Source organism: Mesorhizobium sp. WSM4822 (assembly GCF_055811155.1).
Genome location: NZ_JBVVQM010000006.1, coordinates 1 through 13,184, shown reverse-complemented (window position 1 = coordinate 13,184; position 13,184 = coordinate 1). Strand labels below are relative to the sequence as shown.

Below are 13,184 nucleotides of genomic sequence, written 5' to 3'. Positions count from 1 at the left end.
CCCATCAACTCACTTTCCAGCTACGATCCGAGTTGCCCTTGCTGCCGACGGGATCCTGATTCAGACATTTCGCAACCTCTACAAACAGGCCAGCCAAAAGATTTCGGTCGGTCTTAACGTTGCTGAGATCGGCAAACATTTTCTCAATCAGCATCTGAACGCCTTCATTCTTCTGCTTGATTTCCTCACGCAGCAAATGATCGTTTCGATTTATCCGGTCCGAAACGTCCCGCTCAAGCGCGCTCAATTGATCCGACAACGCACGCACCTGCTTTTCAAGTGCCTGGTTTTGCTCGCGAAGATTCCGGTCAATCTCCTTGTCGGCATCGGCTCGTGAGTCTTTTTCGTTCCGCAATTGCGCCGCGAGCGAATCGATCTGCTTCTTTGCATTTGACTCGTACATCTCAAGATTGCGCTTGGCTTCGGATTCGACATCCTTGAAGCGTTGCAACACCCGTTCTTCAAGCTTGGAAAAACGGCGGTCATAGTCCTGCATCTGGTTGCCGAACAGCAGATCGCGTATCTTGTCGACACCTACGGCGTCGCCGGCGCCCCCGTTTTCGCGAACCTGGGCCGCCATGAAGTTCAGCCCGCTTCCGTCTGCATTACCAATCAAATTTGCGTCCGCCTTGTTTGCGGAGGAAACGGCACTCGAAGTACTCGAAGATTCCTTGGCCATCCTTATACCCCTCTATTTGAACACCTGCCACAGTGCAGAGACCCATAAACAGATGAAGATGCCAGCAAAATCCGCGACCCGCAAGCCGGAATCTTCTTGGCGCAAGCCAATTTGGGTGCTCTTTTTACACCTCTTGCACTGGCAGAAAAAGCACCAGTACCGCTAGGTGTTGCTCTCACCCCTCTCTGTGATAGCAACCATAGCCATTTAACCTAATTGATTATCGGGCGAAATCTACTATGACGCCGAGTGATACAATGGCATTATGTATATCTATTTAGACAGATTTAAGTAACATGTTTTTATTAGAAATTGCTAAAATAGCTGTTCCAGCGGGCAGCATATTGCCTCTCGCTCCGCTATATACTGCCACCATCAGCTTCCGGCGCGAGCTCAACAGTAGAAGGAGAATCTTCTTTTCACACAAGGAATCGCCGATCGAGAATGCAGCCCGGAATCGCGGTGTTTCGGTCGATAAGAGAGAGCAATAGGCCCCAATAGCTGGCAGTCATTCAACCAAAACTTCAGTGGGCTCGCATTGTTGCGTCGTCGATTGCAAAGGACGCCAGTTTGCCATAGCCAAGTGCCAGGGACCGCAGCTTGTGGTCATGGTGCCGATTTCAGGGATCGACATGAGTATGCGGCATGCTTGGTTTTGACGTGCATCTGCGACAGCCGGCGCCCGATCTCGGCGGCACGGATGAAATGCTGCGCCAGGCTTCTAACGTCGCTAGCAGGACAGGAGCAAGCTCGCCCTGCAGCCAAATGGAGGCGCGACGGCTCGGAAGAGTTCACGGGAGACTGTTTGGACGCAGCATCCTCGATGACCGTTTCCTTTGGCGGGAAATCGCCGGCTATGTCTTGGGACTCTTGTACCTTCGAACCAGGCGTGGGTAAGACGGCATGGCGCATAATCCATTGGTTTCAATCGTGGTTCCTGCGCACAACGCAGAGGTAACGCTGGCGCGCGCACTCGACTGCCTCCTCGATCAGGAAATCGTGGATTGGGAGGCGATCATCGTCGACGACGCCTCCACGGACCGCACCCCCGCGATCATTGCCGGTTATGTGGAGCAAGATGCCCGATTTCGGACGTTGAGTTCTTGCGCGCATGGCCCCGCCGGCGCGCGCAATAGCGGGATTTCGGCGGCGCGCGGCCACTGGCTCATGTTTCTGGATGCACACGATTGGGTAGACGCCAGCTTCCTCGCGAAAATGCTAGCCGCACTGGAGGCCGCGCCCGATTCAGTGGCCGCCTATTGCGGCTCTCAGTGCGTGATGCCCGATGGCGAACTTATTCCGTTGAGCATCTCGTCAGAGGTTGCGATCCAGCCCTTTGAAACATTTGCCCGCCGGTGTGCCATCGCCACTCACGCGCTGCTGGTCGACCGGGAGACAATCGTCGAGTTAGGCGGTTTCGATGTGTCGCTGCGCACATGCGACGACTGGGATCTGTGGCAGCGCCTCGCCCGTCTCGGCAGAAATTGGGTAATGGTCGACGAGCCGCTCGCCTTTTACCGGGCTAGCGCCAACTCGCTCACCCGCAATTCATCTCAGATGCTGGCCGACGCGGAAATCGTGATCGCCCGTGGCTTCTCTGCCGACTCCAGAGTCAAACACCCGGTGACTATCCACGCCAACGGAGCGAACTCGGCGGATGGCCGCACCGCTTCCGAAGCACTCGCGTGGTTCGCATTTTGGAACGCCGCGTCGGATTGCGGCGGCGGCTCGGGCTCGATCAACCCGCAGTCCCTGCGCGCGCTTCCGGCCGGACGCAAGTGGGCGAGTGAGATCGCCAAGGTAGCCGTCAACGGCCTTGCGGTGGGAAGCCTGTCTGTGCCGGCGCAACTGGCTGCCAGGTGGGAAAGGTTCGGCGGCGCCATCACCGAGTTGATTACCGAACTCGGCAAGGTCTGGGCCAATCCCGCGGCGGCTCGCCGCATCCAGTATCAGCTTGAGCAAATGCTTCTCGACGCCGACGATCTTGGCGCGCCGCGCAGACTGGCGCGAACACTTGGAATCCGCGTCGACGCTCGAAATCCGACCTCGACCGAACTGCCGGACGGAATCGACCAAATCTATGCCTACCTGATGATGGATGGCCACATCGAGGCCGTCGTAAAATTCGGCGTGCTCGGGACAGTGACAAGGGATCATTGGATTGAACTGATCCGGAATTTCGCACCGCAAAAGGGGGCTGGCGCCAACACTCCGAACACGCTTCCAGCCGGGGCATTGTCAGACACAGCCGAACGCGGGCCTGATCCGGACAGCCACTTCAGCAAACTCGCGCGATTGGCTGCGCAAGCGCGGGAATTGGTCCGGTCGAGCGCCGAACCAGCGGAGCCTCCCGCGGCGCCGCGCCGCGCACGGCACAGGCACGACAAGGATCGCACGTCGTTCTGGAATGGCTATTTCGCGACCGAGGATCCCTGGAACTACGGTTCGTCCTATGAGCAGGAAAAATATGAGCGGCAGCTCGAGATTCTGCCTGCGGGTCCCATCGGACGGGCGCTTGAGCTGGCCTGCGCGGAGGGCCACTTCACGCGGCAGCTGGCGCCGCGAGTGGGCCATCTGACCGCAACCGACATCTCCGCCATAGCCGTCGGACGGGCCCGCGCGCGATGCAGCGATCAGCCGAATATTGAATTCGGCGTACTGGATTTCTCCGCCGACACGCTGCCGGGTGAGATGGATCTGATCTTCTGTTCGGAAGTGCTCTACTATCTGGATGATCTCGCCGAGTTGCGGCGCATTGCCAAAAAATTCGCAGAGGCGTTGGCGACTGGCGGCAGTTTCATCAGCGCCCACGCATTCGTGCTGCGTGACAATGTTGAAAGGACGGGCTTCGACTGGAACACATTCGGGGCACAAGCGATCTCAGAGGCGCTCGCAGCGACCGAAGGTCTCGTCCTCGAGCAGTCGATCCAGACCGAGCTCTATCGCATAGACCGATTCCGCCGCCTGTCACCGGACGATGTGGTGACGGAACCGAGGATTGATCATGCGCCGATCCGCGCGCCTATCGGACTCGGGGTCGCCCGAAATATCGTCTGGGGCGGGGCGCGGGCCTTGCGCCGCGACGTCGCGCGCAGCGAGCGGCGGCCACGTATCCCTGTCCTCATGTACCACAGCGTCGCCGAAGAAGGTCCGGCCGCCCTCGCCCGTTTTCGGCTAACGCCCGCCGCATTCGCCAGCCAGATGGCATGGCTGCGCGCCAATGGCTTTCACGCGACCACGTCCGAGCAACTGGAACGGTCCATCGCCAACCGTCAGCCTTTCGCTGGCCGCCCAGTGCTCATCACCTTCGATGACGGCTTCCAGAATTTTGCCGACCATGCCTGGCCAACCTTGCGCGCGAACGACCTGACAGCGGAAGTGTTCCTGGTGACTGATCTGGTGGGTGAAAGCGCGCAGTGGGATTCCGAAAACGGTCCGCCGACGCAGCTTATGGATGCCGGGACGGTGCGGCGGCTCGCCGCCGAAGGTGCGTTCTTCGGAAGCCATCTCGCGACGCATCGCGCGATCGATGGTCTGTCGAGTTCTGACTTGGCCGCCGAACTGCTGCGCTCTCGTATGTTCATCGAACATTGGACCGGTCGGCCAACCTCGGCGTTCGCGGCACCCTTCTCTGTCACCGACCGACGGCTCGGCAGACTGGCCAAGGAGTCCGGCTATCGGATCGGCTTCGGCAGCAGACACGGGCCGGCGGACCTTAATTGCGATCCCATCGACCTTCCACGCATCGAGATTCGCGGGGATCGCTCGCTCGACGACTTTGTCGCCACCGTCGAGGCCATGCTCGATTAAACGGTGAATTTGTCACGGTCATCGGTTCCGCTCACGTGCGCAAGATCGACGAAACGCTCCGCACTCGCCAGACTGCCGCGATCGCTCGATGTCACCCCAAGATCGGAATGACCTGCCCCGGCGGCTGAGTAAACACTGCCAAAATACCCGGCGCATCAGCATATTCAAGCGTGGCATGCGTGGCACCTATCAGCCCTGCGCAGAAAGCATCTGCACCGCTACCTCTCCGAATATGGCTTCCGCCATAATTCACGCGCAGCCCCTGGCATGAACGACGATGCGTGGGCCGGTCGCAGCCTTGACGGTATCGTCGGCAAACGCTCGGGTTACTTCATACGGAAGCGACGCCGCTTAAGCCGACCCAGTGCAGGCTAACTGTATTCGGTAGCCGCTTTTCCCGAGCAGATGGATTTCAGATTACAAGCAAATAAGTAAACGTCTCCGAAGTAGTTCGGATACATTTCAGCAAGCTTTTCTTTCTTATCCACCTCGACCAAGACAGCCTTCACCTCACTGCCCCTTAGCTCGATTTTTTGCTCGATCTCTTTCAATTTTCGCGCGCCTGATATAATTACCCTGAAATGATCGACAGTCACTTTATTATCTTTCCCATATTGAAGCAAATAGTTTCGAGTTTTTTCCGCTTGCTTTATAAAATTCTCTGGGTATCGTGTAGTATTCTTGATTTTTTTTAGTATGCCGATCGCATCTATACGCTTGTTGAGATCCCGCAATTCTCGAACCCGGTCATTGTGATCCGGAACACTTACATGAACGGGGCACTGCTCAACGTGCGCGAATTCCGCCGACATAAGCTGGAAAAGGCGAAGCCAATCTTGGTCGCCCTCTCCGTGCTTCAAATCCTGGCCCCGGAATAGCCCGACAGCCTCAACCGCAGTTGCCCATGAGTGCTGAAGCTTGGTACGAACTTGCAACTCGATGCGTCGTCCGTCGAAAGCCTCGGTGTCGGCATCTCGGGATCGGTATTTGAAAACAATATGGTGACTTCGATACCCGTCCGGCTTCGGCTCATCGATATAGTTAAACTCCCTAGAGTGGATATCATGGGGGAACTTGTCTCGCATCGATGCGAGAAGCGAGCGAACACCTTTGATATCGGCCATGATCGCCCGGCAACCGCCGATGTCGTTCATGGTGTCCAAATTGGTGGTGGACTCTCGAAGCTTCCGACGAATGGATGCCATGCGCTTTGGCCGGGATGCCATGTCGCCCTCCAGTCGCAGGGCTCTTATGTGATGACGGACAGAGAACCGAACGCTGCGCATCGGCAGAAAGTGCGAGTCGCGCCAGCTATTGGCGATTGAGAAGATTTCGAGTGCGTCCACATACTGGCCGACAGTGATGTCTCGTCCGAACTGAATAGGTTTTGCCAGCCGGTCGCCTGCCTTGCGAACGGCTTTCATGCTGTAGGCAAGGCGCGGGTACTCAGTCATTGGAGCCAAGAAGTCATGGTGGCCCGCCTCATTCTGGACTGGCGGGACTATCGCAGGGGAATCAGATCCCAAGAGTCATATCCGTTTGGGTAAGCGAAGTACCATAGCGCGCGACATCGGATCTCCGCGAGCGAGATACCGTCTCGGCCGTATCTGCCTAGATCGCGCCCCTGGACATGACGCGGACGTACATGCCGCCATGCTCAGGCGGCTTTCCACTACAGCCATCGCCGCCGCCGACACCGAACCATCGCCACCGCACACGACCACAAGGTCGGCCATTTGGCGCAGGAGAACTATGTCACTGGCAATCTCCGGCAAGACCTCGACCGGGGCGGATTTCAGATCGTCCTTCGGCGCGCCGCTTTGATGCTCCAGAACGTCGCCGGCGTCCCGCTGGAGCCTGCGACAGAAGATGCGCTCAAGCCCATTGCCGGAGAGATTTAAATCGGCAGGGCCAGATCGGCCTGGCTCCTGTAAAATCTGGAGCCGGGTCGCGATTGGCCGGAACCAAACAGAACAGCCGTAATTATCAGCCGAGGGACCGCAACCGCATAGGAAGCGGAACGATGGCTGAAATTCTTGATCTCGAACTTGGCAGTTCAAGGTTGCGCGTCAAACGTGCCGAGAAATCGTTGAAGCGCGCAAAGGAAGAAACGGACAGGAAAAATGGCGTGGTGAATATCGCCCTGTGCTGCAGGATCCGGGCAGCTCAAAAGCGCGTGACGGAGGCCCCGGGAGCGCCAGACCAATATCTATACGTGGGAGGCCTCCAAATCACCCCGAATGGACATGAAATGGCGAGGAGTTGCCGTCATGACAATACTGTTTGAGCCGCTGGACTCGGATTACCACAAGCGCAGCGTGCTTTATCACGCCACGCGGTTGTCGATGCTCCACGATCGAATGCTGATGCGTTTCAACAAGGTTGACGAAGCGGCCGACAAGGTTGAAGCCGCAGCGGCCGTGCTGGTCGATGTCACCCACGGCTCTGCCGTCGACGCGTTCCAAGACGCGGTGTTCCGGAATTCGTCGGCAGATTTCCTTCAGATGGAAACAGGCCAGACCCTTGGGCTCTGAACTGCGAGGGATGACGCCAGTGTTTCGGCAGCTAGGGCCGCCTGCGCCCGCTTTCTGCATTTGGATCGGCGAGCGGTCCAGTTGGTCTTTCCCGCATTCGAGGCAGCGGCCGCGAATGCGGCATCATAGTGAATACCGATGTCCATTCTCGTCGGCCTTTGGTGGCCCGAGAGGAAACCGAAGGGAACTGACTGCGGCGCGACCGCCTACGTCATCGAGACGCTCGACTGGGTTCCGGCGCAGCTTCGCGTGGTCCGCATCATTCCGCCCCAAATAGACTTCTGCGAGACGGTGGTGCAACCGTCACCCGGAGCGGCCCCCATCGCCGGCGGCCCGCTAACGCTGACGTTGCTGGCGCAAGTTCGCCGCCCTTTCGGACGCCTTAATTGTGGTTTGAGTGCGCCGTCGAAAACAGTCTCAAGTTCCCACCGACGGCCTGACGGACGCGTCCGGCCCCCCCGCATTTACTCTTTGGTAACCCTCCGAAGTCGGAAGACAAAACGTATCGGCTCCTTTTGCCTTCCATCGTGTTAGGGCTTGGAACAAACCAACGGAGCTGTGAGTAAAATGGCCACCGTAACCAACGCCAAGGGTGTTCCGCTCCCCTATAGTGGGTCCTCCGCAAAGTGGTACTCGGCAACGAATTCGGGCCCGGCCCTCTACGGCAGCATCTATAACGATTCGCTGTATGGCGACGGCAGCGTCAGCGTCACGATGTATGGCGGCAAGGGCGACGATATTTACTACCTGTACTCCGCGAAAAACAAAGCGGTGGAGCTGCCCAACGAGGGCATCGATACGATCTCGACCTGGATGAGCTACAGGCTGCCGGCGAATTTTGAGAATCTGACGGTCACGGGCGATAAACAATATGCCTTCGGAAACGCTCTGAACAATATCATCGTCGGCGGTTCCGGCCAGCAGACGCTCGACGGCTTGAAAGGCGACGATGTTCTCAAGGGTGGCTCCGGCGCTGACATTTTTGTCGTCAAACCGGGCAATGGCAGCGACCTCATTCTCGACTTCGGCGCCGACGATATTGTGCGCGTCGGAGGCTACGGCTTCACCTCCTTCGACCAGGTGCACGCCAACATGGTGCAGTCGGGATCGAACGTCCGACTCACCCTGTCGCCAACCGAGTTTCTCGTCTTCGCCAGCAAGACCATCGACCAGTTCAGCGCCAACCAGTTCGATCTCGCCCTGGACAAGTCGCATCTGACGCTCACCTTCTCGGACGAGTTCAATACTTTGAACCTGCACAGCGGTTCTAGCGGGACCTGGGACACGAACTTCTGGTGGGGTGCTCCGAACGGCAGTTCGCTCACCACCAACAGCGAGCTTCAGTGGTATATCGACACCAGCTACGCCCCCACGAGTTCGGTCAACCCGTTCAGCGTCCAGGACGGTGTTCTCACCATTACGGCCGCCCGGGCTCCCGACGCGATCAAGCCCTACATAAACAACTATGATTACACGTCAGGTCTGTTGACGACCTACCATTCCTTCGCACAGACCTACGGCTATTTCGAAATTCGAGCCGACATGCCCGAAAAGCAGGGTGCATGGCCGGCCTTCTGGCTTCTTCCGGCGGATGGCTCCTGGCCGCCGGAACTGGACGCCGTGGAGATGGTCGGCCAGGATCCCAACAAGCTCACCCTGACCAGCCACTCGAATGCGACGGGGTCGCATACGAAAGTGACCTCGACCGTATATGCAGCGGATACCGAAGGGTTCCACAAATATGGGGTGCTTTGGACCCCAAGCGAGCTGGTCTGGTATTTCGACGATGTCGAAGTTGCCCGCGCACCAACGCCTGCCGACATGCACAAGCCAATGTATATGCTGGTCAACCAGGCTGTCGGCGGCATGGCGGGAGCGCCCGCCGACGGGCTTGCCACCCCTTCTGAAATGCACGTCGACTATGTCCATGCCTACGCGCTGAATGATTGGTTCATCTAGGTGCCATGCTGGAAGATGGAGTGAAACCGACACCCTTCGCCAACCGGTCTTGGACGCGTTCATTGCCGCTTGCGCCCGCGTTGGACCCGAGGTGAAGGAAGATGTCTCACATCCATCCATCTGAGCCGCCGCGAACGACGCTCACGGCGATATTCGCTTCCTTTCGCCGGGCATTCGCCGGCATCGCCTTGATGAGCGGGGTCGTCAACGTCCTGGCGCTGACCGGCTCGTTCTTCATGCTGCAGGTCTACGATCGCGTCATTCCCGGCCGCAGCGTGCCGACGTTGGTCGGCCTTTGCGTGTTTGCGGGCACGCTGTTCGTCTTTCAGGGCGTCCTCGAACTGATCCGATCGCGGCTGCTGGTGCGTATCGGCATGGCGCTCGATGCGCGGCTCAGCGGGCAGGTCTACATCGCACTGATGCGTCTGCCGTTGCGCACGAAGCTCACCGGCGATGGCTTGCAATCATTGCGGGACCTCGATCAGGTCCGGTCGTTCCTGTCGAGCGCTGGGCCGACCGCGCTGTTCGACCTGCCTTGGATGCCGCTTTACCTCGCAATCTGTTTCCTGTTCCATTTCTGGATCGGCATGACCGCGCTGCTCGGCGCCGTCATTCTGTTTGGCCTGACCTTGCTTGCGGAGGTGCGCACCAGGCAGCCCGCGAAACGTGCCAACACGCAGGCCGCTGCGCGCAACACGCTGGCGGAGGCGACGCGCCGCAATGTCGAGGTGCTTCAGGCAATGGGTTTTGGCCCACGCATCGCCGAGCGCTGGTCAGGCATCAACGCCGACTATCTCAGCACCAATGCCAAGGCGAGCGATTTGGCGGGGACGCTCGGAACGACATCGAAAGTCGTGCGCATGATGCTTCAATCCGGCATCCTGGCGATCGGCGCCTGGCTCGTCATCCATCAGGAGGCGACGGGCGGCATCATGATCGCCAGTTCGATCATGATGAGCCGGGCGCTGGCGCCGATCGAACTCGCGATCGCGCATTGGAAGAGCTTCGTCAGCGCCCGACAGGCCTGGGCGCGCCTGACTCAGCTTCTGGGGCTGCTGCCCGAGGCAGCAACAAGTGTCTCGCTTCCGCCACCGTCGTTTCGCCTCTCGGTGGAGGGCATCAGTGTGGCGCCGCCGGGCGAGCGTCGCCTTGTCGTTCAGGATGCGGGCTTCGTGCTGCAGAAGGGCGCCGGCCTCGGCATCATCGGTCCGAGCGCTTCGGGAAAATCCTCGCTCGTCAGAGCGATCGCCGGTGTCTGGCTGCCAGTGCGCGGTACCGTCAGGCTCGACGGTGCGACGCTCGACCAGTGGTCGTCGGAAGAACTCGGCAAGCATGTCGGTTATCTGCCGCAGGATGTCGAGTTGTTCGATGGCACCATTGCCGAGAACATAGCTCGCTTCGAACCCCAGCCCCCCTCGGACAAGATACTGGCCGCCGCGCGCGCCGCCGGTGTTCATGATCTGGTGGTTCACCTGCCTGAAGGTTATGAAACGCGTATCGGCGAGGCCGGGTCGGCGCTTTCGGCGGGCCAGCGACAGAGGGTCGCCTTGGCGCGTGCTCTCTATGGCGATCCGTTTCTTGTCATACTCGACGAGCCGAATTCCAATCTCGATGCCGACGGCGAAGCCGCCTTGACGGCGGCGATCCAGGGCGTGCGCGACAGAGGCGGCATGGCCATCGTGGTGGCGCATCGCCCGAGTGCATTGCAAAGCCTTGACCAGATCCTTGTCATGACGAACGGCAGTATCCAGGCCTTTGGCCCGAAGAATGAGATCATGACCAAGGTGACCCGCCCCATCAGTGTTCCGTTAAAAGTTGTCTCCAGTCCTGAAGAGGCGGCGCTCTGATGGCGGAGAGGGCGTCATCGGTGATCGATCGGACCATTCGACGTTATCTGCTCGGCGGCGTTGCGACCTCCATCCTTCTGGTCGGTGGAGCGGGCAGCCTTGCAGCGGTGACCGACCTCTCCGGCGCAGTCATCGCCTCGGGAAAGCTGGTTGTCGATTCCAGCGTCAAAAAGGTGCAGCATCCAACCGGCGGCGTGGTCGGCCAGATCTTCGTGCGCGAAGGCGATGCCGTGCAAGCGGGACAGGTTTTGATTCATCTCGATGAAACCGTCACCCGCGCCAATCTGGCCATTGTCACCAAGAGCGCGGATGAACTCGATGCCCGCCTGGCACGTCTCAAGGCCGAGCGCGACGGTGCGGACGCCATCGGTTTTCCGCCGTCGCTGATGTCTCGGCGGGACGATCCGGATGTCAGCCGCACAATGGCCGGAGAGCAGTCGCTCTTCGAGTTCCGCCGGCAGGCACGCGCTGGCCAGAAGGCGCAGTTGGCGGAACGTATCTCCCAGCTCGCTGAAGAAGTCTCCGGCCTGACCGAGCAAAAGGACGCCAAGAGCCAGGAAATCAAGCTGATCGGAACCGAGCTCGCGGGCATGCGCACACTATGGCAGCGCAAGCTGGTCTCGATCGATCGCATCACCGCTCTCGAGCGCGAGGCCGTGCGGCTGGAGGCTGAACATGGGCAGCTGACCGCCGCGATAGCGCAGTCGAAAGGCCACACATCGGAAATCCGCCTGCAAATCATCCAGATCGATCAGGATCTGCGCAGCGAAGTCGCCACCGAGCTGCGTGAGGTCCAGGCAAAACTCTCGGAACTCGTAGAACGCAAGGTATCGGCCGAAGACCAGCTCAAGCGCATCGACATTCGCAGCCCGCAGGCCGGCGTCGTCCTCCAGCTTGCCGTACATACGATTGGGGGTGTCATCACTGCGGGCGAACCGGTCATGCTCATCGTGCCGGTCGCGGACCAACTGACCGTCGAAGCCCGTGTCGCCCCACAGGACATCGATCAGATGAAACAGGGGCAGGAGGCGACGCTGCGGCTTTCGGCCTTCAATCAGCGCACAACGCCTGAACTCAACGGAACCGTCAGCAAGATCTCCGCCGATCTCAGCACCGACGAGCGCACCGGCGCCGGTTATTACACCGTGCATATCGTTTTGCCGCGCACGGAACTTGCCAGACTCAAAAGACTGACCCTGGCGCCCGGCATGCCGGTCGAGGTGTTCTTCTCGACCAGCAGCCGCACGATGCTGTCCTATCTCGTCAAGCCCTTGGCCGATCAGATCCAGCGAGCATTCCGGGAGGAGTGAAACGCGCCCGGGCTGCAACGACCGGCCGCTCCCCGTCTCGAGCTCTTCATTGGGCCTGCCGCCTGCATGATGCTGCCGGCGGGCTCGGGTGTCACAACCGAAATCGATGACCACGACAATCCCTTTTCGAACCGACGTGAGGAACATGCATCCGCAAGCGAAGTTCGGAATTTGCATGGTGTGAGAACACTCCCTCCCTCAAGTCCAAGCTCTGGTGCAGGGCCCGTCGCTGTGACCTCAGCGGCGGGCCTACCTGCAAAAGCCGGCAAGCGTTAAATCTTTTCATAAGGCTGGAACCTGTTTCTGAAATCGAAGTTGGGTTTGCAGCTTGGCTTCCAACCCCGGGCCAGGTCTCAAAAGCAAGGCCCGCCGCTGTAGTTGTGTCCTCAGCGGCGGGCCCCTTTCGTTTACCGCCCAACGCTACATAAGGATTGGCTGAAGTAACGGAACATCCAATGAACGCAACGGGAGCGAAGCGCATACGTCATACCATAGGATGTCAAGTATAATACTTAGGTATGTTAATAACATCCCAAAATCGATATACTATAGCAAGCTATATATCGGCTACATCGTCGCGGAATCGACCGCTCCATTGCGATAACCTGTGACAGTTTTTGCTAGTTTCGGATTTTGGATTGTCGTAAACGTACAATATTTCGTTACTGTCGGGCACAACTATTTTCGCGTCAAACGCTCCATGGTCTCAATTGATCGCCTTCGCCAGCGCTCGGACTAGCTTCAATGCGCCGCGTTCGCCAGTTTCTTCGGTTGCCACACGGGCATCGATTCCACGTAGCAAAAAGGGAGGTCGGCACGATCAACTACCAAGCACCGGTGACGGTGAGCGTGCCGACCAATCTGGGCACAAAGGTGGGCTAAATGACCAGACCTACAAGCTACTGGCAGAATGAAAGCGCAGCAATTAGTCCCGATGGCCTAGACTGCCCGTCAGGCGATTCCGCGATCACACCATAGGCATTAGAGCCGGTCATATATTAGCTTGTGCTTGCGGCGGCCCACCCCCGCCCGCCCGGCCGGCGCC

The 13,184-nt window shown here is 59.0% G+C and carries 9 protein-coding genes and 1 pseudogene; 8 read left to right on the top strand and 2 right to left on the bottom strand.

Annotated elements, in window-relative coordinates; genetic code table 11:
• Window positions 1-4 precede the first annotated feature (4 nt).
• The gene (locus AC0L3E_RS15365; protein WP_031212622.1) at window positions 5-679 is read right to left on the bottom strand and encodes a coiled-coil domain-containing protein; all 675 of its coding nucleotides are present in this window, start codon (window positions 677-679) and stop codon (window positions 5-7) included.
• A 903-nt stretch (window positions 680-1,582) separates the two neighbouring features.
• Between AC0L3E_RS15365 and AC0L3E_RS15360 the strand changes: the two genes are divergently transcribed.
• Together AC0L3E_RS15360 and AC0L3E_RS15355 are read left to right on the top strand one after the other, a co-directional pair.
• Entirely contained in the window at window positions 1,583-4,489 is a 2,907-nt protein-coding gene (locus AC0L3E_RS15360; protein WP_473605104.1) for a trifunctional glycosyltransferase/class I SAM-dependent methyltransferase/polysaccharide deacetylase, read from the top strand.
• Between the two features lie 157 nt (window positions 4,490-4,646).
• A pseudogene (locus AC0L3E_RS15355) lies at window positions 4,647-4,864 on the top strand (IS1595 family transposase); the annotation flags it as partial.
• Here AC0L3E_RS15355 and AC0L3E_RS15350 read toward each other — a convergent pair.
• A complete protein-coding gene (locus AC0L3E_RS15350) occupies window positions 4,861-5,943 on the bottom strand; it encodes a RelA/SpoT domain-containing protein (RefSeq protein WP_473605103.1) in 1,083 nt (360 codons plus the stop codon). The pseudogene AC0L3E_RS15355 and the gene AC0L3E_RS15350 sit on opposite strands and share 4 nt — an antisense overlap.
• A 282-nt stretch (window positions 5,944-6,225) precedes the next feature.
• Here AC0L3E_RS15350 and AC0L3E_RS15345 point away from each other — a divergent pair, with 282 nt between their 5' ends.
• From AC0L3E_RS15345 to AC0L3E_RS15320, 6 genes are all read left to right on the top strand, one after another.
• Window positions 6,226-6,390 (top strand): hypothetical protein, encoded by a 165-nt coding sequence (locus tag AC0L3E_RS15345; RefSeq protein ID WP_473605102.1) that lies wholly within the window; start codon window positions 6,226-6,228, stop codon window positions 6,388-6,390.
• 122 nt (window positions 6,391-6,512) lie between these two features.
• Entirely contained in the window at window positions 6,513-6,776 is a 264-nt protein-coding gene (locus AC0L3E_RS15340) for a hypothetical protein (RefSeq protein ID WP_236383204.1), read from the top strand.
• Window positions 6,760-7,023, top strand: coding sequence for a hypothetical protein (locus AC0L3E_RS15335; RefSeq protein ID WP_127396655.1), 264 nt, complete (start codon window positions 6,760-6,762; stop codon window positions 7,021-7,023). Before AC0L3E_RS15340 ends, AC0L3E_RS15335 begins: the two co-directional genes overlap by 17 nt.
• A gap of 567 nt (window positions 7,024-7,590) precedes the next feature.
• Window positions 7,591-8,982, top strand: a complete 1,392-nt coding sequence (gene eglC / locus AC0L3E_RS15330) for an endo-1,3-1,4-beta-glycanase EglC (protein WP_473605101.1) — start codon at window positions 7,591-7,593, stop codon at window positions 8,980-8,982.
• 101 nt (window positions 8,983-9,083) lie between these two features.
• Window positions 9,084-10,829: a type I secretion system permease/ATPase gene (locus tag AC0L3E_RS15325; RefSeq protein ID WP_128363473.1), complete on the top strand. Its 1,746-nt coding sequence runs from the start codon at window positions 9,084-9,086 to the stop codon at window positions 10,827-10,829.
• Window positions 10,829-12,139, top strand: a complete 1,311-nt coding sequence (locus AC0L3E_RS15320; protein ID WP_473605100.1) for an HlyD family type I secretion periplasmic adaptor subunit — start codon at window positions 10,829-10,831, stop codon at window positions 12,137-12,139. Before AC0L3E_RS15325 ends, AC0L3E_RS15320 begins: the two co-directional genes overlap by 1 nt.
• Window positions 12,140-13,184 lie beyond the last annotated feature (1,045 nt).

Bases quoted from the DNA above. Each gene is read 5' to 3' on its own strand.
- AC0L3E_RS15365 (WP_031212622.1), bottom strand. From the start codon at position 679: ATGGCCAAGGAATCTTCGAGTACTTCGAGTGCCGTTTCCTCCGCAAAC.
- AC0L3E_RS15360 (WP_473605104.1), top strand. From the start codon at position 1,583: ATGGCGCATAATCCATTGGTTTCAATCGTGGTTCCTGCGCACAACGCA.
- AC0L3E_RS15350 (WP_473605103.1), bottom strand. From the start codon at position 5,943: ATGACTGAGTACCCGCGCCTTGCCTACAGCATGAAAGCCGTTCGCAAG.
- AC0L3E_RS15340 (WP_236383204.1), top strand. From the start codon at position 6,513: ATGGCTGAAATTCTTGATCTCGAACTTGGCAGTTCAAGGTTGCGCGTC.
- AC0L3E_RS15335 (WP_127396655.1), top strand. From the start codon at position 6,760: ATGACAATACTGTTTGAGCCGCTGGACTCGGATTACCACAAGCGCAGC.
- eglC (WP_473605101.1), top strand. From the start codon at position 7,591: ATGGCCACCGTAACCAACGCCAAGGGTGTTCCGCTCCCCTATAGTGGG.
- AC0L3E_RS15325 (WP_128363473.1), top strand. From the start codon at position 9,084: ATGTCTCACATCCATCCATCTGAGCCGCCGCGAACGACGCTCACGGCG.
- AC0L3E_RS15320 (WP_473605100.1), top strand. From the start codon at position 10,829: ATGGCGGAGAGGGCGTCATCGGTGATCGATCGGACCATTCGACGTTAT.